Source organism: Bradyrhizobium sp. USDA 3311, from assembly GCF_054062495.1.
The window spans coordinates 179,002-202,626 of the sequence record NZ_JBSSFI010000001.1; the positions used below are offsets into that span (position 1 = coordinate 179,002).

Consider the following 23,625-nt stretch of genomic DNA (forward strand, 5'->3'; position numbering starts at 1 on the left):
GGATGACCGTAAGCGCTGTTTTCAGGCCACAGCTTTGAGGTCGTAACGGCGATAGGCCCACGGCAGCAACTGATCGATGTCACTATTCGGATGGCCATTGACGATCCTGGTGAGCGCGTCGGTCAAGTAGGCGAGCGGATCGACGTCATTCAGCTTACAGGTTTCAACCAGCGCGGCGATGATGGCCCAATGCTCGGCACCACCGTCGGAGCCTGCGAACAGCGCGTTTTTCCGGTTGAGCGTGATCGGACGGATCGAACGTTCGACGACGTTATTGTCGAGCTCGATACGGCCATCATAGATAAAGCGCGTCAGACCTTCCCAGCGTGAGAGCGCATAGCGGATGGCGTCGGCCAGCTTGCCCTTTTGGCTGATCAGTGCGAGCTTTGCGCGGAGCCACCGTTCGAAGGCTTCCGCCAGCGGTCGGCTTTTCTGGTGCCGAACGAGACGGCGCTCCTCGGCGCTGCGGCCACGGATGTCCTTCTCGATGGTATCGAACGCGGCGATATGCTTGAGCGCCTCGCTCGCAATGGGCGCGGGGCCAGGGGCGGCAAGTTCGTAGAAGTTACGCCGCATGTGTGACCAGCAGAATGCAAGCTGGACGCCGCCACGCTCAGCCAGCTTGCCATAGCCGGCGTAGCCATCGACCTGCAGGATCCCCTTGAAGCCTGCCAGATGGGCGATTGGTCGGTCGGCCTTGCGGTCGGGGGCATAGACATAGGCGACGCCCGGCGGATCGGCGCCGCCCCAGGGCCGGTCGTCCGCCGCATAGGCCCAGAGCTGACCGGTCTTGGTGCGCCCACGGCCAGGATCGAGCACCGGCATCGTCGTCTCGTCGGCGAACAGCTTTGGCCGTTGCCTGAGCTTGCCAAGGAGGCGCTCATGCAACGGACGCAGGTGGAAGGCTGCCTGCCCCACCCAGTCCGCCAGCGTCGAACGATCGAGCTCAATGCCCTGGCGGGCGTAAATCTGCGCCTGCCGATAGAGCGGCAGGTGATCGGCATATTTGGAGACAAGAACCTGGGCGACGGTGGCCTCGGTCGGCAGTCCGCCCTCGATCAACCGGGTCGGGGCCGGCGCCTGCATGACACCGTCCTCGCAAGCACGGCAGGCGTATTTGGGACGCCGCGTCACGAGGATCCGGAACTGCGCCGGGACCAGGTCCAGCCGCTCGCTTCTATCCTCGCCGATCCGATGTAACTCGCCTTGGCAGCAGGGACAGATCTTATTGTCGATGTCGATAACGACCTCGATCCGCGGCAGATGCGCCGGCAAGGCGCCACGGTTGCCGCGGCGCTTGCGAGCCCGCGCATCACGGCCTTCAGGTGCGCTGACGTCCTGCGCCGTCTCGCCGTACGCTGCCACCTGCTCGACGTCTTCCAGACCTAGCAGCATCTGATCTTCAGGCAGCGTCTCTGCCCGCCGGCCAAAACGATGTCGCTGCAATTCCTTGATGATCTGACGCAGCCGTTCGCTTTCGCACCGCTCGGCAAGCAGCATCGCTTTCAGCGTCTCGGGATCGTCAGGCAGGGCGTCGCTCACACCCAATTCAGAGCATATTCGCCGCCATCTGGCGACGCGTCCGACGCTCCTGATTCACTTCGCCGCAGCGCCGCCAACAACTATCCCGCTTGTGTTGGCGCCGGCGTCGCCCGTGCTTCATGCACAAGCCGCCAGTCAAGCCCCTCCAGCAGCGCCGACAATTGCGCCGCCGACAGACGCATCACGCCGTCCTCGATCTTCGGCCAGCGGAAGATCCCATCCTCGAGCCTTTTGACGAACAGACACAAACCCGTTCCGTCCCAGAACACCAGCTTGATCCGATCCGCCCGTTTGGCCCTGAACACATAGACAGCTCCCGAGAATGGGTCAGCCCCCATGCTCTCGCGCACCAGGGTCGCAAGCCCCTCCATGCCCTTACGAAAGTCTACCGGTTTGGTCGCCACCATCACCCGGACCGCACCCGACGGACCGATCACTGGCTCGCCTTCAGCGCCTGAACGATCGACGCAATCATCGTTGGGTCCGCACCACGACCGGCCCGGATCGTGATGCCGTCGACTTCGATCTCAATTATCCCGGCAGCATCCAGCTTGGGCTTGCAACGCACCGGTTTGCGCTCACGGCCAAGAGCGGCCGCCGGCACTACGGCATCCACCACCGCCGGCACAAACTGTACTTCTTCTGCTTCGGAATGACCGCCCGCTGCTTCTCGCAACTGACGGCGCCAGCCAAACAACTGCTGCGGCGACAATCCATGCCGTCGCGCTACCGAACACACCGAGTCGCCGCTCGCCACGATCTCCGCAACAATCCGCGCCTTGTCCTCGTCGCTCCACTTCCGCCGACGGCCGGCTCCAGTGAAGACCTCAAGCCGACGCACCGGCTCCGTGATAGCACTACGCACTGTGTCCATTCTAAGCCTAACGGTTCAAACAACCGCAGACTCGCAGATCACCCCGTCATCCGGTAGGTGGCCGATGAACAGCGCTTACGGATGACCAGCTTCCGCCGGGCTTGAGCGCCGGCGGTGATCTATTGCGCCTCGAGCGACCGGCGAGGTGAGCACCCGCAGAAGTGTCTGCGCAGCCTTCGCCGGCATCCTGCAAGCCGTTTGGTATAGCGGCTTCAAGCCATTGTTCGATCCGCATGGGAAAGCGGTGCCGTTCACGCTGGCATTTTGTTTCACCCATGCGCGGCGGGGGCCTCTTCGAACTGGCTGACATCGAGAAAACCGCCCGGGAAAGCCAGAAAGACATACCGGTCTCCCCGATCGCGCTGGAGGCGGTCAGGCGTCTGGACGCGCGGTTCGAGATCGAGCGCGCCATCAACGGCCGCGGCGCGGACGAGCGGTGCGCCGTGCGCCAAGAGAAGAACAAAACGCTTTCTCGACGACACGCACGCCTGGTTGCTGCGTGAGCGCGAAACCCTCTCGCGCTCTTCCGAGGTCCTGAAGCCATGAACTACAGACTCAGGCTGGGACGACTTCGCCCGCTTCCTAGACGATGGCAGGATCTGCGTCAGCAACAACGCGGCCGAAAGAGCTTTGCGGGGCATCGCATTGGGAAGGCGCAACTGGACCTTCGCCGGCACTACGCGGGCCGACGCGCCGCTATCATGCGACGATGACTGTTGGCCGGGACAGTGATAGCTGACTGTCTTAGATTGAGGTCGCCTCAGCTTCCGGTCGGGACTTTGGCTTCGGGCGCTTGATCACGCCGGAAAAGGTAAATAGTAGCCGCTCGCCAGCCTTCATTTGGCCTCGGACGAAGGTCAGGGAGCCACCGCTGCGGGTGATCTCGCCGGTGGCTTCGATCAGCTCTCCTTCGCGTGCCGCGTTGAGGAATTCGCTGGACAAGAAGACGGTAACCCCATTCGACAGCGCATCTGAAATGGCAAAAAGGCAGTAATCTGCAAATGACAAAAAACAGCCGCCATGGACGTTGCCAGCACCATTGAGGTGTTTCTTCTGCACGCGGAAGGCGCAGCGTACCGTTCCATCAGCCTGCAGCCGATGCCAAAAAGGGCCGGCATGGTCCAAAAACACATCTGATATCGAGGTGCGCCATCCCTCGAACTCGCCCCCAGTGGCCGCCTTCAGCTCAGCCCGTTTGAGCAGGGTCATACTGTTGTTGTTATCCGCGTCATTCATTTGGCGCTCCGAACGCGGCAGCCAACAAAGAAGGTCATTCAAGCTCCTCGCTGATGAGGCCTCCTAGGGCTGCGAGGCGGCGCATGTGATGATTGGCGTCGCCAAACAACGCGTCAATCATTGTAACATGTTTGAAATAGTGCCCGATCCGGTACTCCATCGTCATGCCCACACCTCCATGAAGCTGTATTGACTGGCGACCGATTTCCCTTGACGAATGGCCGATTTGAACCTTTGCTGCGGAGACTGCTCGCTCGCGGTCGTTCGCCTCCGCTTCACTTGCCATCATCGCCGCATACATCGCCATCGATCGCGACTGCTCCAGTTCGACGAACATGTCGACAGATCGATGCTGGAGCGTCTGGAAAGACCCGATTGTTCTGCCGAACTGCTTACGTGTCTTCAAATACTCGAGCGTGATTGCTTGCATCTCGCCTAAGCTGCCTACCGCTTCCGCGCAGAGTGCCGCGGCCGCCTCATCCGCGACGCGCGTGATGACCGGAAAGCCCGCGCCTGGGTCTCCAATGACATTGTCTGCTTGCACCCGTACATTCTTGAGCGAAATTTCGGCTGCTCTGAGCCCATCTTGGGTCGGATAGCCGTGACGCGCGAGGCCCGTCGCGTCCCCCTCAATGAGGAACAGACCGATGCCATTCTTTTCTCGTGATGCTCCTGACGTCCTTGCCGAGACGATGATCTTGTCCGCCGTATCGCCATGAAGAACGAGCCCCTTGGCCCCATTCAGCACCCAACCGCTCCCGTCCTTTTTCGCTTCAGCTCTGACATCAAAGAGGTCATAGCGCGACTGTGGCTCGGCATAGGCAAATGCAATTGTCATGCTACCATCGGCAATAGCGGGGATGAGTTGCGTTTTCTGCGCATCGCTTGCGCCATGCCTAAGGATCCCACCGCCCAGTACTACGGTGGCGAAATACGGCTCTAGAATCAACGCCTTTCCGAAAGCTTCCATCACGATCATAGTCTCGATCGGCCCCCCGCCGAAACCGCCGTATTCCTCCCTAAAAGGGATCGCTAGGAGCCCGAGATCCGCGTAGCGCTTCCACATGGCCTTGCTATATCCGCACTCGGCGCGCTGATATCTGCGGCGGTCCTCAAAACTATACTGATCGGCTGTTAGTCGCCAGACACTGTCCTTGAGCAGTCGCTGCTCTTCGGAAAGATCAAAATTCATATGCTAACACCTTCGTAATACTCAGATTCGACTTCTAGGCTGGGGGGTGCAGGAGCCTTTGGGCGTCCGAAACAATGAAACACCTCAAAGCTCAAGGATTGCCTTGGCGATGATGTTCTTCTGGATCTCGGTGGAACCGCCATAGATTGAAACCTTCCGCATATTGAAGTAGGAAGGAGCGATGGGTGCGGCCCAAGACGGAGTTGTCGACGGTTTATCGCGATGTTCCAGTTCCTCCTCCGAGTGATAGGGCTGCGCGTAGGGCCCGACGATATCCATCAGCAGCTCCGACGTGGCCTGCTGAATCTCCGATCCCTTTAGCTTGAGGATTGAACTTGCCGGGTCCTGTGTGCCCGCCCAGCGCTTATTATCGCTGGCGAGCACGCGAAGTTGCGTTATTTCGAGCGCTTTTAGCTGGATTTCGACCGCCGCGACCCTCTGGCGGAAGTCGGCTTGATCAATCAGGCGCTCACCGCCGTCGGTCTGACGGGCGGCCAGATTCTTGATACGCCGGATACGCTCCTTCGATGCGCCGATACTGGCGAGACTAACACGCTCGTTGCTAAGCAGAAACTTCGCGTATTCCCAGCCACGATTCTCTTCTCCCACGCGCCTCTCGACCATCACGCGGACATTGTCGAAGAAAACCTCATTGATGTCGTGGCCGCCGTCGATCGTCTGAATGGGACGAACCGCAATGCCAGGTGACTTCATGTCGATCAGCAGCAAAGAGATTCCCAGCTGCTTCTTCTTTGCTTCCGGGTCCGTGCGCACCAAGCAAAACATCCAATCGGCATACTGCGCGAGTGTCGTCCACGTCTTTTGGCCGTTCACGACGTAGTGTTCGCCGTCGCGCACCGCGCGCGTCTTTAGCGAGGCGAGGTCAGAGCCTGCGTCCGGCTCCGAGAAACCCTGGCACCACCAGTCTTGGAGCGTCACGATGCGTGGCAGAAAATGGTTCTTCTGCTCATCGCTGCCGAAGGTATAGATGACGGGTCCGGCCATATTGACGCCGAAGGCGAGCGGAGCTGGCGCCGGTGCTTGGCTCATCTCCTCGGTGAAGATGTATTGCTTGATCGAACTCCAACCCGTGCCGCCATGCTCAACTGGCCAATGTGGTACGCCCCACCCTCTCTCAGCGAGGATTCGCGTCCAGCGCACCATATCCTCCTTGCTCGGATGGCGGCCATCGATGATCTTGTCGCGTATATCGACAGGAAGAGCCCTCCGAATAAATTCTCTAACTTCGTCGCGGAAGGCGAGTTCGTCCTTCGTAAAACTTAGATCCATCCTGCCTTATCTCCCCACAAAAACTCGAATGCGCCAACGGCATTCCTATCGGGTTTCTAACACCGTGCCGCTTGTCCCTAGCGCATGACAGCTAACCGAATACCGCGAGATGACACCATAACTGCAACCTGCATGCTCGCCTCTAGCTTTACGATCGCTTTTCAATCGTACGTCTGAGCACGTGCCTCAAGGTACGGTTTGCAGCTTTAACTGAAGAGCGGCAAAGGAGTCGCCGGAGCGCACGAGGCTTTTCAAGAGAGCCGCCGGCTCGAATACGGCTTTGCGCGTCCTTCTATGCCAGTACTCAAGGCGTTCCAGGATCTTTGCAAGGCCCACATGGTCGGCCCAGAACATAGGGCCGCCCTTGCCGATCGGGAAGCCGTAGCCGTTCACCCAAACAAGGTCGATATCGGAAGGCCTCGCCGCGATGCCCTCCTCAAGGAGGCGGGCTCCCTCGTTGATCATCGGATAGATTGTACGCTCAACAATCTCTTGGGCCGGAATTTCACGACGGCTGATGCCGGACTGGCACGATTTCTCCTCAATGAGCAAGCTGATCCAGGGGTCAGCCATTGGAGTCCGAGAGCCCGCTTCGTAGAGATAGAAACCTTTGCTGGTCTTCTGTCCGAAGCGACCAGCCTCGCACAATGTGTCCACAATTGATATCTTGTCGCTCCGAGACTTTCGCATATGCCAACCGATGTCGAGACCGGCCAAATCGAGCATAGCGAAAGGCCCCATCGGGAAGCCGAAATCGGAGAAGACCTTGTCAACGGTTTCCGGCATAGCGCCCTCTAGAAGCAGGTTTTCGTTCTCGGTCGAGCGCGCCGCCAGCATGCGGTTCCCGACGAACCCGTGGCAGACGCCGACGACAACAGGTACTTTGGCGATACGCTTAGCGACTGTTATAGCTGTCGCCAGCACGTCGGGTGTTGTCTGATCGCCGCGCACGATCTCGAGAAGCCGCATGACATTTGCCGGCGAAAAGAAATGTAGGCCGAGCACGTCGGCGGGACGGCTCGTCACAGCAGCGACTTCGTTGATATCGAGGTACGAGGTGTTGGACGCTAGGATAGCACCCTTTTTTGCGACCCTGTCGAGCTTGACGAACACCTCCTTTTTTACAAGCATATCCTCGAAGACAGCTTCGATGATGATGTCTGCTTCGGCGAGATCTTCGTAGCGCGTCGTCCCCGAGAGTCTCGCAAACCGCTGATCGCGCGCCTGCGTTGTAAGCGACCCGCGCGCAACGGAGATGTCGTAGTTCTTCCGGATCACGCCAAGACCACGCTCGAGGGCCTCTTGGTTCATCTCTAACAGAGTGACCGGGATGCCGCCCTTGAGAAAAGACATCGCAATGCCACCACCCATCGTACCCGCGCCGACGACGGCTACTTTACGGACATCCCGCGGCTTGACGTCTTTCCCTAGACCGGCGACCTTCGCCGCCTCGCGCTCGGCAAAGAAGAGATGGCGCTGTGACTTCGATTGTACCCCGCTCATGAGCTCGTCGAAGATTGCGCGCTCCTTGTGGAGCGCCTCGTCGAATGGCGTGTCAAGCGCAATGCGTACCGCCTTCACGCATGCTAGGGGGGCATCCAGCCCGCGTGCGCGTTTGGTCAACTCCTTCGCATGTGCATCGAAGCCGGACGGATCCGAACGCACCTCCGCGATCTTCTCATCGCGGTCTCGCAGAGCAAGAAGCGTCTTGCCGCCATCGGCGAGCGCCCGCGCGTAAGCCTTTGCTTCATCCAGAAGATTTTCGTCAACGATAAGATCGACAATTCCCATCTTTGCTGCGTTCAACGCGCCAATTTGCTTGCCTGTAACGATCAGCTCGAGAGCGGCCAAAGGGCCGATCAAGCGGGGCAGGCGCTGGGTTCCACCGGCGCCTGGGATAAGCCCGAGATTCACTTCGGGCAGCCCCAGTTGTGCTTCGGACGAAGCAACGCGTGCGTGACAAGACAGCGCCATCTCAAAGCCACCACCCAAGGCCCAGCCGTGGATTGCAGCAACAATGGGCTTTGCAAGCGTCTCGCATCGACGATTGAGCTCGGAAAATGAGAACTCATTCGAAAGCTTTCCGAATTCAGTGATATCAGCGCCAGCGCTGAATGTGCGTCCGCTCCCGCTGAGCACGATGGCCCTGACGGAGGAAGTGGCGGAGGCACGATCAAGAGCCGCGATGATGCAGCGTCTTACCTCATAACCGAGTGCGTTGACCGGTGGGTTTTCGATGCGAATGAGGGCGATATCCCCGTCTACCGAATAAGTCACCGGTACTTGCATGGTTTCTCCTGTCGTGGATTCTGGTGGGCGCCTTGCCGAACGACTGCGGATCCGGCCGCGTGCGGCGATGAAAGTGGCCGCAGCAACCCGGCTCGATCAAGGAAAACCATACTGATTCGTTGCAAGCGCAAACGTGTGGAAAGTCGTTCCGGTATCGCCGGTTTGAGGAGGTTCGCCGCGACGCATGGCGATGAGACTACCGGTCTCCGCGAACCCAATTGAATTCAGCCACTCCGCCGGTCCTGCTTCCGGACGGAGATCGAGGCGAAGCGTGGCGCCGGCACGACAGGATACTAGGAAACACAACAGGCGCTTGGCCCCCTCGACGCTACGGGCGATGACCGGTCCGACGACCTCGCCGCCTCCATATGGTAACACCGCAGCGTACCCCACGACTTTTCCGAATTCGCGCAGGACAGCGAAGCGCGCCTTTGTCCGGACTGCGCAGATGAGCGCCCGGCGATCAATCGCCGCCCCCTCGCGATCTATATCCGAGATCTGATCAAAATCATCCTGAGTTGCCCATTCAACGTCGGCAGGGGCCGTCACGGGCTCGCCTATCCCCCGGAACACGCGTATCGTCTCAACCTCCGTAAATCCGAGCTTACGGTACAGGGGCAAGCCGTCGGATGTTGCGATGAGACGGCATTCGCGTCCCTCTGCTTTTTCGAGCGCGAGCCTCATCAGACGATTGCCAAGGCCCTGGCCGCGCATGCTTTCGTGAACGATTAGGAGACCGATAGTCGCGATCTCCTCAAAGAGCGTCATGCACACCGCTCCCACGACCGCGCCGTCTAGAAGGGCAACATCACCACATCCCAGGCTCAGGAGCATCGCCCAGTCGTCCATACGATGAGACCACCCAGCCTTAGCTGTGAGTTTCAGCGCGCCATCAAGGTGCTCGGTTGAGAATTTCGCTATCTTGATGTCGGTATTCGGCATGATCTATCCCGTTCCTCTGCATCGTCTGGTCCGATTGTTGTGGACAGGCCGGCAAAGAACTGTTGTTCGAGCTGCGGTTGAAACGGCAGCTGCTATCGTCCTTATCGCGCCGCATTTCTGGCGCGAGAAGTGAATTGGCATGGTCGAGCGCATCCTACCAACCAGGCACCCGCTCCTTTTGCGCGCGTTTCATAGTGCCGCCTCAGAACCAAGAAAGGCGGTAACTTGGCTCGATAGCGTGCCGCCATTGCCGTGCAGAAGCGCGATGTCAACATTCTTGACCTGCCGCTCACCCGCCTCCCGACGGATTTGAGCCACACTCTCCGCGATCAGGAACATGCCGTACATGCCGGGATGAACACAGGACAGGCCGCCGCCATTTGTATTGACGGCGAGCGAACCGCCAGGCGCTATACGGCCGTCCTGCACGAACCGGCCCCCCTCGCCCTTGGGACAGAAACCGAGATCTTCCAGGAACAGGATGGTGTTGATCGTGAACGCGTCATAAAGCATCACTAGGTCAACATCCGAGTGAGAAAGCCCCGCCATCGTGAAAGCCCGCGGGCCACTCTCTTTGGCTGCTGTCACGGTGATGTCAGGCATCGATTGGATTGAGCGGTGCCAGTTGGCAGCAGCCCCGCCAAGGAAGTAGACCGGCACCTTCCGAAAATCCCTAGCCCGCTCAGAGCGCACCATAATGCAAGCAGCGGCGCCATCAGTCACCAAGCAACAGTCGCCGATGGTGAGCGGGTCGCTAATCATGCGCATGGAAAGCACGCTGTCGCGGGTTAGCGGACCGCGGGCGAAGGCCTGGGGATTAAGATTTGCCCATTGCCGGGCCGAGACGGCGACATCAGCCAGCATTTCGCGCGTCGTGCCAAATTGGTGCATGTGGCGATTTGCAGCGAGCGCATAACCAGTGATGGGACCCCGCGCGTCGTACGAGGTCTCATGCCATTGTGGATCGGACATGAAGGCAAGGCGCCCCCCGGCAGTGAGCTGGTTCGAGCCGTAACAAATCAAGGCGGCATTGCAGAGCCCTGCCTGCAGTGCTAGCGTTGCCTGCAATAAATGCAGCTCAAAGCTGGAGCCTCCGATGTTTGTCGCATCGAAATATCTTGGCTTCAGGCCCAAATATTCAGACACACTCATTGACGCACACGGATGGATATTCGTGGCGGCGAACACTGCATCGATGTCCGAGACCCGCATGCCGGCGTCGTCCAGCGCAGCGCGGACGGAAAGGCCCAAAAGCTCCATCGCCGAAAATCCGGGGGCCGCCCCGATGCCGGCGGTACCCATCCCGACAAGAGCGGTTTTTCCACAGAGTGGATGACGCATCGTCAGTTTACCTCCGGGTCGAAGACCACTCGTGCAACCGCTCCCAGCTCTACGCGCGCCCTGACACGGGCGCCAATCGAGATCGCATTTCCGCCAACAACGGTTGACATCATCCTCGGCCCCTCATCTAAATCGATAAGTGCAACGTTGTAAGCGCCGTCGCGCTTGCGAGCGACCGTGATCGAATAAACGGTTCCGCCACCTGATGCCTCAACCCATTCAAGGTCGACCTCTCCCGAAGGAGACATTATTTTGGGATAGAAAAGATATTCACCAGTGCGACGAGCTCGCTGAATCATAAAGCGCCCACCGGCTACGAATCGCTCGTAAGTCTCTTGCGGACCAGTTCCATCTATTGAAGCACCTGTCTCGTCCAATTTCTTCACCTGCGATTCTGAGTGCACGGCTTCGCGGTGAAGGAGCAATAGCCGGTTCAGTAGTCCGGTCCTCCACCTTCGTCTCTGAGCGCCAGCGCTTGAGGTGTAGACTTTAAATCATCCTGCGATCCTGATCGGTGCAATGAAAGCCAGCTTAGCGACGAAATCCTTCGCTCCAAGGGCTACTTTCGAGGATTTCTGCGGTTCTCGAGGACAGCGCGTCGTAAGTGCCGTGATGGACACGCCCACGATGATGTCCCTCTCCAATAAATACCGATCGCTCATATACGTAGCGATCGCGAACCCTTGAGGACCGCTCAAAAACAGCGCTTGACTTGGAGATGTATGTTGCCCGCCGGCAGACTTCTGTGTTGCGGACGTACTCTCTCCGTGAACAGCATTCCCGACCTCAGTCTGGCGTTCTATTTTAGGACAAGTGTGGATCCAGCAGGCGCCGCCTGCTATCAGGTCGCAGCTGTAAAGCTAGTGTTGTCAATCTCCGCTTCGAGGCTCGCCTGCTCAGCCAGAGCTTTGGCGACGTTGGCTTCCTTGACATGACCGTAGCCGCGGATCGCTCCAGCCGACGCGGCCAACTTTACGAGCAGCGGAAGCTGCTCTGGCTTGAACGCAGCGACCCGTCGTTCGATCATCGCAAGATAATCTTCGATCAAACGTCGTTCAGTGCGACGTTCACTAGTGCGGCCGAACGGATCGAAGGCAGTGCCGCGCAAAAACCTCATGTAAGCTAAGAGGCGGAAGGCGTGAGTGATCCAGCCACCGTATTCCGTTTTCCGCAGATATCCGGTCATCTTGTCCCGGTTCGCAAGGATCGGAGGAGCCAGGTGAAATCTAACTTCATAGTCCCCGTCAAAATTCTGCGCCAGCTTGTTCGCGAAGTAGCCGTTCGTGTAGAGGCGCGCGACCTCATACTCGTCCTTGTAGGCCATTAGCTTGAAAAGGTTCCTCGCGACCGCTTCAGTTAGCTCGCTCGAGCCCGGCACGACGGCGGCTTCAGCCGCACGCACCTTCTTGACTGCTGCTAGGTACCGCGCTGCATAGTTCTTGTTTTGGTAGTCTATTAGGAATTTTGCGCGCGTGTCGATGATTTCAGTTAGCGTCCGCGCCGGCCGTGTTGTGCGGTGCCGCGAGCCGATCATGCTGCGAACCCGCCCCATATCATGGGCAGCGAGCCGTCCCCAATTGAACGCTTGCTTGTTCAGCTCTATAGCCGCGCCGTTAATCTCGATGGCTCGCATGATCGCTTCCAACGACAATGGAATAGCTCCTTTCTGGAACGCGTAACCAATTAGGAGGGCATTTGTCGCGATGCTGTCACCTATCAGGGTCGCGGCCATCCCGGTCGCGTCGATGACGTCGAGATTGTGATCACCAATTGCGTCACTCAGCGCTGTCCGCATAGCACCAATCTCGAAGTCGATGTCAGGGTTCTGGACGAAACTTGCCGTCGGTTGCAAGTCAGCGTTGATAAAGGCCTTGGTAGCGCCGCGCTCCACGCGGCTGAGCGCGGTCGGGCTTACGGATACCACGATATCGCAGCCTAGAATCAAGTCGGCACTACCCGTGGTGATACGAGCGGTCGCGATGTCTTCCGGTCGTTGCGCAATTCGAACGTGGCTCATGACGGCGCCGTTTTTTTGCGCGAGGCCGGTAAAATCCAGCGTCGAACACCCTTTTCCTTCAACGTGGGCGGCCATGCCGAGCAGTGCGCCTATTGTGATGACACCAGTGCCTCCGATCCCGGTCACCAGAATGTTGTAGGGCTTCTCTAACTTGATCTCAGCCGGCAGCGGGAGATCCGTGAACGGCTGGCCGGCGTCCAGCGTCGTGGCGTCCAGGCCCTTGAGCTTTCCGCCAACCACCGTCACAAAACTGGGGCAAAACCCCTCGAGGCAAGAGTAATCCTTGTTACAGTTGGATTGATCAATCTGTCGCTTGCGCCCGAACTCTGTTTCAAGCGGCTGCACCGACACGCAGTTCGAGGCTTCCGAACAGTCCCCGCAACCTTCACAAACAAGATCGTTGATGAATACACGCTTTGGTGGATCTGGATATAGACCTCGCTTGCGGCGGCGGCGTTTTTCAGCCGCACATGTCTGGTCATAGATAAGGACGGTCAGTCCCTTGATCTCGCGCAACTCTTGTTGAAGCTCGTCCAGTTCGCGACGATGGTGCACGGTTGCGGCGGGGGGGAAATAGCCGGCGCCCGGGTACTTGCTTGGATCATCGGAGACTATGGCGAGCCGCTTTGCGCCTTCGGCGGCTACTTGGTGCGCGATCTGTGAAACGCTAAAGCCGCCTTCTGCAGACTGCCCCCCTGTCATCGCGACGGCGTCGTTATAGAGGATCTTGTAAGTGATGTTGACGCCGGCTGCGGCGGCAGCGCGCAACGCGAGCAAACCAGAGTGGGTGTAAGTGCCGTCACCGAGGTTTTGAAAGATGTGCTGCTCGCTCGTGAAAGGTGCTTGCCCGATCCAATTAGCACCCTCACCGCCCATATGCGTGATCGTTTCAGTGCGGCGCGAGGGCACATAGACGGCCATTCCGTGACAGCCGATGCCGGCCATCGCTCGGCTGCCCTCTGGTATCTTAGTCGATGTGTTGTGAGGACAGCCGGAGCAAAAGTAGGGCGTACGCTGTAGTGCAATCGGCGTCTTCGCCTGTGCAGCCCGTTCGAAGGCATCGAGACGTGCAAGCCGCTGCTCCAGCATAGGGGTGCTGCTCTCGAAGCGGCGCAGTCGCGCGACGAGCGCGGTGGCGACCATAGCTGGGGTCAATTCACCTTCGCTTGGGAGCAGCGGCGCGCCCACTTCATTGTGCTTCCCAAAAACATTCGGTCGCGTCCACGCTTCGGCGTTATACAGAATGCGTTTCAGCTGGTCTTCGATAAAGCCCCGCTTCTCCTCGACAACCAGAATCTCCCGCAATCCTTGCGCGAAGCGCCTGGCACCCTCTTCCTCCAGCGGCCAGGTCAACGCGACCTTGTAAATGCGCAACCCCAGCGCGCGCGCGTGGTCCTCGGTTATGCCAAGCTCGGCAAGCGCCTGGCGCAGATCAACATATGCTTTGCCGGTTGTGATAATGCCAAGCCGAGCTGGTCTGCTGTCGAGCACGATCCTGTCGAGCTTGTTAGCCCGCACAAAGGCGCCAACGGCCGCCATCTTCGGGCCGAAAAGGCGCCTCTCCTGCTCTAACGGCGGATCGGGCCAGCGGATGTTCAATCCGCCTGGGGGCATCTCGAAGTCAGTCGGGAGAGTGATATGTACACGCGACGGATCATCGTAGATGGAGGCCGAGCTTTCCACCGTTTCGCCGATGGCCTTGAATCCGATCCAACAGCCGGAATAGCGTGACAATGCGAAGGCGTAGAGCCCCAGGTCGAGATATTCCTGCAAGGTCGAAGGATTGATAACCGGAATATGCGCGGCCGCGAATACCTGCTCACTCTGGTGGGCGAGCGTCGAAGACTGGCACCCATGATCGTCCCCGGCAAGCGCGATCACGCCGCCCTGGCGCGAAGTACCCGCCGAGTTAGCGTGCTTGAGCGCGTCTACTGAGCGATCAACGCCGGGGCCTTTCCCGTACCAGATGCCAAACACGCCATCGACCTGTGCGCCCGGAAACAAGCCGACTTGCTGACTGCCCCACACCGCAGTGGCAGCCAAGTCCTCATTCAAGCCAGGAACAAACGCGATATCCTTGGCCTGCAGGAACGACTTGGCGCGCCAGAGCGCATGATCGTACATGCCGAGCGGCGAGCCACGATAACCTGAGACGAACCCAGCGGTTCTAAGGCCAGCCGCTCTGTCACGTTCACGTTGGACCATTGGAAGACGGACCAGCGCTTGTACGCCGGAGAGATAGATCCGCTTCGCCTCGAGCCGGTACTTGTCATCCAGGTCAACGTGCAAGAGGGACATCTTGATCTCCGGGTTCAGCCAATTCAATCGCCATATCGAGGGCCTACTATTTCTTGCGTCGACAGATTTCAACATCGACGGCCCGTGGGCCACCGACAACAATGGGAGCAGATCTCAAGCAAGCAAACGAAAAAGCCGAACGAGCTTCGGCCTGGGCGGCTGCTCGAGCGCACCGTGACAGCCTTTACTCGCCGGCAGCTCTTCCCAGTTCATGCAAAAGAGCAGCTCCGGTACGGATTCCCTTGAGGAAACAGTCGACCTTTATGTTCTCGTTGGGAGCGTGATTAGCTTCATCAAAGTTCGCATAGGGCACCACAAAAGAGTGCGCTCCAAGAATCTTCGTAAACACATACTCGGGAAGGCTGCCGCCTGCCATTGGATATATGAGTGGCTCGACACCCTGCCCGGCCCGTACCGCGCGCTGAACGATGGCCGAGTATGGAGAGTCTAAGGGCGTTTTGGACGGCAGCATTCCGTCGAGGCGAATGAACTCTACGTCCGGTGCATACCGTCTGACGTGCGCCTCTATTTTAGCAAGGATGTCATCAGGAGTTTGGCGCTCTACGAGCCGAGCATCGCATTTGACGATGGCATAGTTTGGCAGAACCGTTTTTGCCCCCGGTCCACCGTACCCTCCGTGCAATCCGTTGATAGTCAATGTCGGATGAAAGAAGAGTCTGTCGGCGACCTGACGATCGACTGGCGCATCTAGTTTTGCGAGTCGGAGCGAGCGCTTTATCTCACCTGCATCGAAAGGCAACTGCGCTGCCATCGCACGCTCAAGCTCGCTTGGCGGCAACACGTCCTCGTAAAAGCCGTCGATTGTAATCTCCCCGGCTGCGTTCTTCATCGTCGCAAGCAGGTGCACAAGCGTCCAGATAGGATTTGGGACGACACCACCAAAGATCCCTGAATGAACATCTCGGCTCGCGCCGTGCGCACGCAGTTCGAAGCTCGCCTCGCCGCGAACCCCATGCACCACAATCGGGCGACCAGACTCGTGCAGCGGACCGTCAGCCGTTACAACCAGGTCCACCTTTAGACACTCACGATGAGCCCGGATGAACTCCGCAATGTGCGGACTTCCAACCTCTTCTTCGCCTTCAAGCAAAATCACCACGTTGCACGGCAAACGGCCATGCACCGCCAAGTAGGACTCCACGGCCAATATTTGAGCGAAATGCTGCCCCTTATTATCTCCAGCGCCGCGCGCGTAGATGCGACCTTGTCGGATCTTCGGCTCAAATGGCGGACTGATCCACTCGTCCAATGGATCCGCGGGCTGGACATCGTAGTGCCCATACAACAAGACTGTCGGCGCTCCAGGGGCTTGCTCCCAACGACCCATTACCATTGGATGGCCAGACGTCTCAATCGTCTTTGCCTCGAGTCCCAGACGGCTCAGAATACTCACGAGAAGTTCGGCCACCTCTGCAATGCCGATGTTATGGGCGCTTATGCTGGGATGCTTAAGGTAATCGATCAAACGCCGAATAAATTGCCCCTCGTTTGATTCAATGTACTCAAAGACCTGGGACAATTCCGCAGTAGTGGCGGCTTTACTATTATTCATGCGCAACAATCCTGGTTGTCGTAGCTTAAGGACCCGCCCTAGGGTCAAACCGTAGTGGACCCAAGCGAGCTCACTGAACTAGTCCGCCTAGAAGAATGCCGAGCGGACAAGCGTAGTATGCAAACGAGCGCTCCAAAGAAGCGTCGCGATCGTGAAAGGACCCAGGCATACGATTTCGCGTCCCTCTGCTCGCTTTCCAGTGTTGCACCTTCCTGTTCGATCTCTTCTAAATCAGAAAACAGTACGATCCAGCGCGGCAGCTAGCCAATTCGCGCAGAAACGCTGCAATCCTCGCCGCTAGATGCAGAAATTCAGACGAAGAGATCACGATCGCGGGGCCTCCCAATGGGCAACGACAGAGGAAGGCAGCATGTGAGGAATCAAAACGCCAGGATCCTCGATGAGCGAGCAAGAGTGGCACCCTTGCTGAAAGCTAGCGCTATCACATGCTGGCGCGTCGCGCACATCCTCGCTTGACACCAGCCGGCCTGAAGGTGCCTCTCACAATCATCGGCAAAAGATCCTCGAATCCATTCGACACTCGCCGTTGCGAACGACTTTGGTAACGCTGCGACCAAGCTCGCCATGACGGCTGGAGCTCGTATTGTTGCGCAGAGAAGGGATTAAGGCTGCGCGGAGCAGGACTAGGCGAGCACCCGAGCGATTTAGCGCTGAGCGTCAAAGTCGCCTCGTAGCAGCCATAGTTCCTGCCAAGAGCATTCGGAAATTTAAGAGTCAGTGCCTGCCCCGAGCATATCGGCGATGAGTAGCGCCCTCGGTCTCGGGTTCGGAATGGTCGGCGTCGCAACCGCTTTGCAGTTGCAGCGACGCGGCTGCAGTTGCACTTCTTGATCGAAAGACCCGGGCAGGAAACTAGGGTGTGGCCTCAATTGATCGAAGCCAATTCGCACGGAAGCGAGTTAAACGAAAGCGAAGAACGTCGCGCCGAACTTGTCGGGTGGCCATGCGTTAAAACTACTTCAGTTTCTTGAAGAATCGGTCAACGTGATTGTGCTCGCGATAGATGGCCTTCTTCCACCGGAACCTCTTTTTCCGGTTGGATTTGTTGGGAATGGTGGGGATCGCACCTTGATCACGGATGTGGGCACGAACACCGCCGGCATCGTAGCCTTTGTCGACTATAACGACGGCGCGCGCATCGAGTCCGTCGAGCAGGGCCTCGGCGCACGTCACGTCGTGGGCCTCGCCGGGGGTGATCATGAGGCGGACCGGGCGGCCTTTCGCGTCGACGCGCGCGTGGATTCTGGTGGTGAGGCCGCCTCGGCTTCGGCCCACACAACGATCTCCACTCTTTTTTCACCCCGGAAGCATGCTGATGGACCCGCACGACCGTGAGCGTCACGAGAGGATCACTGGCGCCTGGGCTTGACTTGCGCGGAATGCTCTGGATAGCGCGGTCTGGATGATTGACGCTGCCGGCGCGCGGTGATGGGGTGATCCCGGTTCGGAGCGGGCAACGGGGATCAGAATGACCAGCGAATCGCAGCTGCGCGAGAAGCTTCGGAAGATCGAGGCGTTGTTCGCGGGTGCCGGAACTGCCGGTGAGCGCCTTGCGGCGGAAGCTGCGCTACAGCGGGTGCGTGCCCGGGTCGCGGAGCTCGCTCGCCACGATCCGCCGATCGAGCAGCAATTCTCACTTCCTGACCAATGGTCGCGGCACCTGTTTTTGGCGCTTTGCCGCCGGTACGGGCTGCGGCCGTTTCGTTATCACCGCCAACGACGCAACACGGTGGTGATCCGTGCGTCCCGAGGCTTCGTCGACAAAGTTCTGTTGCCGGAGTTCACCGAGCTGGAGAGGGCGTTGCAAGTTTATCTGCACGAGATGACGCTGCGCGTGATCCGCGAGGAGATCTATGACGACACCAGCGATGCGCAGGAAGTTCCAGAGTCCTTGCCGTCGAACTGATCAGGCGGCGAGCTTTGCCAGCGAACTGTCGCGCTCGGCCTTCCAATTCCACGGCAACAGCATGTGCAGCTGATTGATCTTTGTACGTCCGGAGACGATGCGCTCGAGAACATCGGTCAGATAGTGTCGCGGGTCGATGTCTTGCAGCTTTGCCGTGTTGATGAGCGAGGCGAGAATGGCCCATGTTTCGGCGCCGCCTTCACTGCCGGCGAACAAGTAGTTCTTCTTTCCCAGGCCTATCGGCTTGATGCTGCGCTCGACCGTATTGCTGTCTATTTCAATGCGTCCGTCATCGATGAAGCGCGTCAGGCCGTCCCAATGGTTGAGGGTGTAGCGGATGGCTTTGCCCAGACCGGACTTCTTCGAGACTTCCAGCAGTCGCGCCTCGAGCCAAGGTTTGAAGTCCTCGATCAGCGGCCTGGTGTCGGTTTGCCGCACCGCAGCCCGATGCGCCGCCGGCAGACCGCGGATGCGATCCTCAATGGCGTAGAACATCGCGATCCGTTGCAGCGCTTCCGCGGCAATCGGCGACTTCGTCGCGACGTGAACGTCCCAGAACTTCCGCCGCGCATGCGCGAAGCAGAACGCCAGCAGCACCAGACGGCCGCCGTTCTTGATCAGGCCCTTGTAGGCGGCATAGCCGTCGACCTGCAGGATGCCGTGGTAATCCCCGAACAGCTGCTTGGCGCGGATCGCCTTGCGATCCTCGGCAAACATGTAGACCACCGCCGGCGGCGCGGGGCCGCCCCACGGACGGTCATCGGTGGCGATCGCCCAGAACTGGCAGACTTTGGTTCTGCCACGGCCGGGATCGAGAACCGGCAGTGGCGTCTCGTCGGCAAACAGCCGCGGGTAGGACATCACTGTGTCGCGCAACAGCGTGTGAAGCGGCTTCAGCCACCAGGCGGCGCGGCCCATCCATGAGGCCAGCGTCTGCCGGTCAAGCGTGATGCCTTGCGCGGCGAACATCTGTTCCTGCCGATACAGCGGCAGCTGGTAGCCGTATTTCATCACCGCGATGTGGGCCAGCAAGGCTTCCGTCACCATCCCGCCGTCGATCGCCTGGGCCGGCGCCGGTGCCTGCAGCACACCCTGGCGGCATCCCCGGCAGCCGTAGCGCGGACGCACAATGCGCTTGACCTGGTACTGCATCGGAATGACGTCGAAGGCTTCCTTGACGGTCTCCCCGATCTTGTGCAGCCGCTCGCCGCAGCAGGGGCAGATGTGGCTCTCGATATCGATCACGACGTCGATGCGCGGCAAATGCTCCGGAAGCCTCCCCCGGTTGCGTCGCGCCGGTCGCTTGCTACGGCCTTCCGCTCCATCAGGCAGCCTGCCTCCGGTCCCGTCGTCGTTGGCGGCGGCACCTGCCGCCTGCGCCGTGATGGTGAAGAGAGACAGCTGTCCGGGATCCAGTGTCTCGGAGCGGGGACCAAAGATCGTGCGCTTGTACTGGGACAGGATCATCAGGAGCTTGTCGTTCTCCTGGACTGCAGCATCGCGTTGGGCGATCGCCACATCACGCTCGGCCGCCAGCGTGCTGCATTCCGCCGACACCACGGCAAGCCGTGACGACAGTGCCGTCACGGCTTGCTGGAGCAATGCTCGATCGGAAGGCAAATCAATCATGCAGCGCGTTCTACTACAGCTCTGCATGAATGACGAACTACTCTTGATGATGATCAACCAGCTCGTGTTGGTTGATCCACAACCCGCATCGGCACACGCTTCCAGTCCGAGCCGTCGAGCAGCACCGAGAGCTGAGCATGAGATAGCGGCATGACGCCTTCCTTGATCGGAGGCCAGCTGAACTGCCCTTCGATTCTCTTGTAGTAGAGAACAAGGCCACTTCCGTCCCAGGTCAGGATCTTCACGCGATCTCGGCGCTTGGATCGAAACACCCACAGCCCGCCGTCGAACGGATCGGCTCCAAACGCCTCGCTTACCAGCATCGCCAGCGAGTCCATGCCGCGACGGAAATCGACCGGCTGCGTCGCGATCCAGATCGATAACCCAGCGCGGGGCCCGATCATCGGCCGACCGTCCCGACTGCCGCAAGCACCTCGCAGAGTGCTCGCCGGTCGACCGTTCCCATGACACGGATGCGAACTGCGCCGACCTCGATCTCAATCGCTCCCTGCTCCTCGCATAGCGGCAATTTGCCTCCACAGTCGGTGATTGCGACCGGCACAAAGCCTGATGGCATGCCTCCATGCTCCTCGAGCTTCGCCCGCGTTGTCTGACGACGCCAAAGAAACAACAGGCTCGGGCTGATGTCGTGTCGCCGCGCCACCCCGGAAGCGCTTGCACCCGGCGCAAAACTCTCCGCGACAATCGCCGCTTTCGCATCGGTCGACCAGCGCCGTCGTCGGCCGGTCCCCGTGATGATCTCGACGCGCCGCAGCGTGTCGGAGCCGTCCTCAAGGATAGGCGTATGCCTATCCTTATCGCCATCCTTACAACTCGCTCTTGACATGGTGACCGGTGACCTCGTGACAAACCTCTCCACGAGATCTTCCTAGCCGACTAGATCAACCCTCAGTGCGTGGTCGCCAGATGACGCTCACGCACGACCGAACTGTCGATCATTTGCACCTTGCCATCGTGTGCCTTGACGACCGCATCCATCAGCCGGTCTCAGATGCCGGCTTTGCGCCAGCGGTTGAAGCGATTGTAAGCGGTCGTATAAGGCCCGTATCGCTCGGGCAGATCGCGCCACGGCGTTCCCGCGCGCAGGACCCAGAAGATGCCGTTGAGAACGCGGCGGTTGTTGCCTGGCTTTGCAACCTCGACGTCCTTCGGGAGAAGGGGTTCGATAACACTCCACTCGAAATCCGTCGGGTCATAGCGCATGATCCCAGCCCCGATGTTCGGTAGCTTCAATCATGGTCCGCATTGGGAATGCGGGGATTATTCAAAGTGAGGCATTGCGCGCTTATCGAATGCCGCACGGCTGGCGAGAGCTGCCTCGAATCGCAACAGGACGCACTAAATGATGTCAGCTATCGACTTATCGCCTTGCCGTATCCTTTTTCCGCTGCGCCTATTGGTGTCACTCATTTCCCACGCGCTACGAGCGAATTTCGGGGGCGTATGCCGCGATCGTTGCACACGCCGTGGGCCATCATTGGGAGCTGATCGACCCCGGCAATCTTGTCCGTCGTAATGGGTATTGAGAGCTGGCTCCGGAAATCTGGACAGGGCGATAAGTGGAGTTTGTGCCTGACGGCGGGCAAGATTGTCCCGCGAATCAGGAGAGACGATGAGCAGACGAGCCCGCCGGCAGCACGCACCGGCATTCAAGGCCAAGGTGGCGTTAGCGGCGATCAAGGGCGAGATGACGCTGGCCCAGTTGGCTGAGCATTTCGACGTGCACCCGAACCAGATCACGCAGTGGAAGTCCCAGCTTCAGGAAGCGGCGGCCGAGGTATTTGGTCCTGGCGGTGGCAACAGAACGAGCGAGCCCGCGGTGGACGTGAAAACGCTGCACGCCAAGATCGGGGAGCTGACGCTTGAGAACGATTCCTAAGAAACAGCATCGCCGACGTTCGGCTCCAAGGGCTGGAGAACGAAGCCGAATGCCTTGGCACGCCGATGCAAATTGTTGACCACTCGCGTCCGGTAGCGCGTCTCGTAGGACGAGGCCCCGGGATCGACATAGTCCATTCCGTATCGCACAGCATTGTAGAACAGAACTGCGATCTTGCGGGCCGTGGCGGTCACTGCCTTGGCCTTACCGATGCGCGATGAAAGTCGCCTGTAAAAGGCGCCGAGCGCAGTATTGGTGCGTCCGACGGTGACGGCAGCAAGGCGCAGAAGCGCCGCCGCCCGGCCGCCGGATCGGCGCGTTCGGGACGAGAGCCTTTTGCCGCCGGAGACCTTGTTGCTCGGCGCCAGTCCTAGCCAGGAGGTAAAATGCTTTGCACTTGGCCACGAGGAGAGGTCGTCACCGCATTCAGCGATCAGCTTCAGCGAGAGGTAAGGACCGAGGCCGTCGATCGTGGTGATGTCTTTTCCCAGCAACGCGAATAGCGCCTCGCGGACGTCGAAAGCTAGAGCGTTCGCCTGATCGGTTCGATTCCGACGCAGCGAGGCCGGCGGTGCTGGTCCATGACCACGACCGCGATGGTTGCTCAGTTCCTTCAACACGGCTTCGATCCGGGCGTCGCAGGCAGATGCCTTCTCGTGGTAGGTGTCGTAAAGCGCAAGTGCCTGCTCGAGCGCAAACAGATGCTCGGCGCGGTAGCTCCCGGTGAGCGCCTTCGCAATCGTCTCGGCACTGGAGTGGCAACTGTAATGGCGCAAGCACGCCAGCGCCTCGGGATCGCGCTCGCCGGCAAGGATCGCGCGTATGATACGCAGGCCGGTCGCGCCGGTGATGTCGGCGACGACGTGGTGGAGCTGAAGATTCATCTCCGTCAAGGCCTTCTGCATATGCTGGATGTGTGAGGCCGCGTACTCCAGCAGACGCTCGCGCTGACGCACGTAGGCTCGCAGCTCGGCAATCTGCCCTTTGGGCTGAAAGCTGGCCCGCAGCAACCCGAATGAATGGAGCCGCTGCAGCCATTGCGCATCGCTGACATCGGTCTTACGCCCCGGCACGTGCTTGGCATCCCGCGCGTTGACAAGAAACACCGTAAATCCCCGGGCATCGAGAAGCTCGAAAATTGGAATCCAGTAGACGCTGGTCGATTCCATGACGACGGTCTCGACGCCGCATTCCGTAAACCAGTCGACCAGCCGATGCAGATCGGCCGTGAAGGTACCGAAACTGTGGACTGGCTCCGGTGCGCGATCTGCCCTAACGGCCGCCATATGCATGGTGGCGCCAACGTCGATGGCAGCCGCGTTCGGGTGCACCATCGGCATCTTACCGCCGTCCTTCGACTTCGATCTTTTGGGATTCATCTGTAGTTCCTCCTGACTCCGGCGGAAGGGCTGGGCTGCGCAATTCATTCAAATTCCTAAACGGGATCGCCGAGATGGCGTCACCACTCTCAAGTGCGCAACAGCCCATGGACCAGGTTTTTTGACGGGGTCACGTGCCACCAAAATCGTATCGGCCGCTCCCTTCCGGCCGCAGTCTAGCGGTTGCCCGTTTCTA

18 protein-coding genes and 3 pseudogenes are annotated in these 23,625 nt (G+C 59.4%); 3 read left to right on the forward strand and 18 right to left on the reverse strand.

What is annotated here, in order from left to right; all coding sequences use genetic code 11:
- Positions 1-21: 21 nt before the first annotated feature.
- The 3 genes from tnpC (ACVWW6_RS00865) to tnpA (ACVWW6_RS00875) all read right to left on the reverse strand — a co-directional run bounded on the left by tnpC (ACVWW6_RS00865) (position 22) and on the right by tnpA (ACVWW6_RS00875) (position 2,416).
- The gene (tnpC, locus tag ACVWW6_RS00865; protein ID WP_456683105.1) at positions 22-1,500 is read right to left on the reverse strand and encodes an IS66 family transposase; all 1,479 of its coding nucleotides are present in this window, start codon (positions 1,498-1,500) and stop codon (positions 22-24) included.
- Positions 1,501-1,622: 122 nt separating this feature from the next.
- Positions 1,623-1,979 carry an IS66 family insertion sequence element accessory protein TnpB gene (gene tnpB / locus ACVWW6_RS00870; RefSeq protein ID WP_456679927.1) on the reverse strand — a complete coding sequence of 119 codons (357 nt, stop codon included), beginning with the start codon at positions 1,977-1,979 and terminating at the stop codon, positions 1,623-1,625.
- On the reverse strand, positions 1,976-2,416 hold the full coding sequence (tnpA, locus tag ACVWW6_RS00875; RefSeq protein ID WP_456679928.1) for an IS66-like element accessory protein TnpA: 441 nt from the start codon (positions 2,414-2,416) through the stop codon (positions 1,976-1,978). Before tnpA (ACVWW6_RS00875) ends, tnpB (ACVWW6_RS00870) begins: the two co-directional genes overlap by 4 nt.
- 108 nt (positions 2,417-2,524) lie before the next feature.
- Between tnpA (ACVWW6_RS00875) and ACVWW6_RS00880 the strand changes: the two are divergent.
- A pseudogene (locus ACVWW6_RS00880) lies at positions 2,525-3,100 on the forward strand (IS66 family transposase); the annotation flags it as partial.
- A gap of 60 nt (positions 3,101-3,160) precedes the next feature.
- Here the strand turns inward: ACVWW6_RS00880 and ACVWW6_RS00885 are convergent.
- The 10 genes from ACVWW6_RS00885 to ACVWW6_RS00930 all read right to left on the reverse strand — a co-directional run bounded on the left by ACVWW6_RS00885 (position 3,161) and on the right by ACVWW6_RS00930 (position 17,890).
- Positions 3,161-3,652, reverse strand: coding sequence for a PaaI family thioesterase (locus tag ACVWW6_RS00885; RefSeq protein WP_456679929.1), 492 nt, complete (start codon positions 3,650-3,652; stop codon positions 3,161-3,163).
- A gap of 34 nt (positions 3,653-3,686) precedes the next feature.
- Complete coding sequence (locus ACVWW6_RS00890) at positions 3,687-4,844, reverse strand: acyl-CoA dehydrogenase family protein (protein ID WP_456679930.1); 1,158 nt, start codon at positions 4,842-4,844, stop codon at positions 3,687-3,689.
- Between the two features lie 84 nt (positions 4,845-4,928).
- Entirely contained in the window at positions 4,929-6,134 is a 1,206-nt protein-coding gene (gene pimC, locus ACVWW6_RS00895; RefSeq protein ID WP_456679931.1) for a pimeloyl-CoA dehydrogenase large subunit, read from the reverse strand.
- A gap of 186 nt (positions 6,135-6,320) precedes the next feature.
- Positions 6,321-8,423 (reverse strand): 3-hydroxyacyl-CoA dehydrogenase NAD-binding domain-containing protein, encoded by a 2,103-nt coding sequence (locus tag ACVWW6_RS00900; RefSeq protein WP_456679932.1) that lies wholly within the window; start codon positions 8,421-8,423, stop codon positions 6,321-6,323.
- A gap of 96 nt (positions 8,424-8,519) precedes the next feature.
- On the reverse strand, positions 8,520-9,365 hold the full coding sequence (locus tag ACVWW6_RS00905) for a GNAT family N-acetyltransferase (RefSeq protein WP_456679933.1): 846 nt from the start codon (positions 9,363-9,365) through the stop codon (positions 8,520-8,522).
- A 189-nt stretch (positions 9,366-9,554) separates the two neighbouring features.
- Complete coding sequence (locus tag ACVWW6_RS00910; protein ID WP_456679934.1) at positions 9,555-10,706, reverse strand: thiolase; 1,152 nt, start codon at positions 10,704-10,706, stop codon at positions 9,555-9,557.
- 2 nt (positions 10,707-10,708) lie between these two features.
- Entirely contained in the window at positions 10,709-11,092 is a 384-nt protein-coding gene (locus ACVWW6_RS00915; RefSeq protein ID WP_456679935.1) for a Zn-ribbon domain-containing OB-fold protein, read from the reverse strand.
- Positions 11,093-11,547: 455 nt separating this feature from the next.
- Positions 11,548-15,021 (reverse strand): indolepyruvate ferredoxin oxidoreductase family protein, encoded by a 3,474-nt coding sequence (locus ACVWW6_RS00920; RefSeq protein WP_456679936.1) that lies wholly within the window; start codon positions 15,019-15,021, stop codon positions 11,548-11,550.
- A 184-nt stretch (positions 15,022-15,205) separates the two neighbouring features.
- Positions 15,206-16,594: a M20/M25/M40 family metallo-hydrolase gene (locus ACVWW6_RS00925; protein WP_456679937.1), complete on the reverse strand. Its 1,389-nt coding sequence runs from the start codon at positions 16,592-16,594 to the stop codon at positions 15,206-15,208.
- A 975-nt stretch (positions 16,595-17,569) separates the two neighbouring features.
- A complete protein-coding gene (locus ACVWW6_RS00930) occupies positions 17,570-17,890 on the reverse strand; it encodes a transposase (protein ID WP_456679938.1) in 321 nt (106 codons plus the stop codon).
- Positions 17,891-18,083: 193 nt separating this feature from the next.
- Here ACVWW6_RS00930 and ACVWW6_RS00935 point away from each other — a divergent pair, with 193 nt between their 5' ends.
- Positions 18,084-18,521: a hypothetical protein gene (locus ACVWW6_RS00935; protein WP_060908463.1), complete on the forward strand. Its 438-nt coding sequence runs from the start codon at positions 18,084-18,086 to the stop codon at positions 18,519-18,521.
- On the opposite strand, the gene tnpC (ACVWW6_RS00940) is transcribed toward ACVWW6_RS00935, so the two are convergent.
- From tnpC (ACVWW6_RS00940) to ACVWW6_RS00955, 4 genes and pseudogenes are all read right to left on the reverse strand, one after another.
- On the reverse strand, positions 18,522-20,108 hold the full coding sequence (gene tnpC / locus ACVWW6_RS00940) for an IS66 family transposase (protein ID WP_371740533.1): 1,587 nt from the start codon (positions 20,106-20,108) through the stop codon (positions 18,522-18,524). It lies immediately after the preceding gene.
- A gap of 95 nt (positions 20,109-20,203) precedes the next feature.
- Complete coding sequence (gene tnpB / locus ACVWW6_RS00945) at positions 20,204-20,554, reverse strand: IS66 family insertion sequence element accessory protein TnpB (protein WP_038379303.1); 351 nt, start codon at positions 20,552-20,554, stop codon at positions 20,204-20,206.
- Positions 20,551-20,997, reverse strand: a complete 447-nt coding sequence (tnpA, locus tag ACVWW6_RS00950; protein WP_060908461.1) for an IS66-like element accessory protein TnpA — start codon at positions 20,995-20,997, stop codon at positions 20,551-20,553. Before tnpA (ACVWW6_RS00950) ends, tnpB (ACVWW6_RS00945) begins: the two co-directional genes overlap by 4 nt.
- A gap of 68 nt (positions 20,998-21,065) precedes the next feature.
- Positions 21,066-21,377: pseudogene (locus tag ACVWW6_RS00955) on the reverse strand (transposase); the annotation flags it as partial.
- A 406-nt stretch (positions 21,378-21,783) separates the two neighbouring features.
- On the opposite strand from ACVWW6_RS00955, the pseudogene ACVWW6_RS00960 reads away from it, so the two are divergent.
- Positions 21,784-22,044: pseudogene (locus ACVWW6_RS00960) on the forward strand (transposase); the annotation flags it as partial.
- 2 nt (positions 22,045-22,046) lie between these two features.
- Here ACVWW6_RS00960 and ACVWW6_RS00965 read toward each other — a convergent pair.
- Positions 22,047-23,429 (reverse strand): IS110 family RNA-guided transposase, encoded by a 1,383-nt coding sequence (locus tag ACVWW6_RS00965; RefSeq protein WP_161533276.1) that lies wholly within the window; start codon positions 23,427-23,429, stop codon positions 22,047-22,049.
- Between the last annotated feature and the right edge of the window lie 196 nt (positions 23,430-23,625).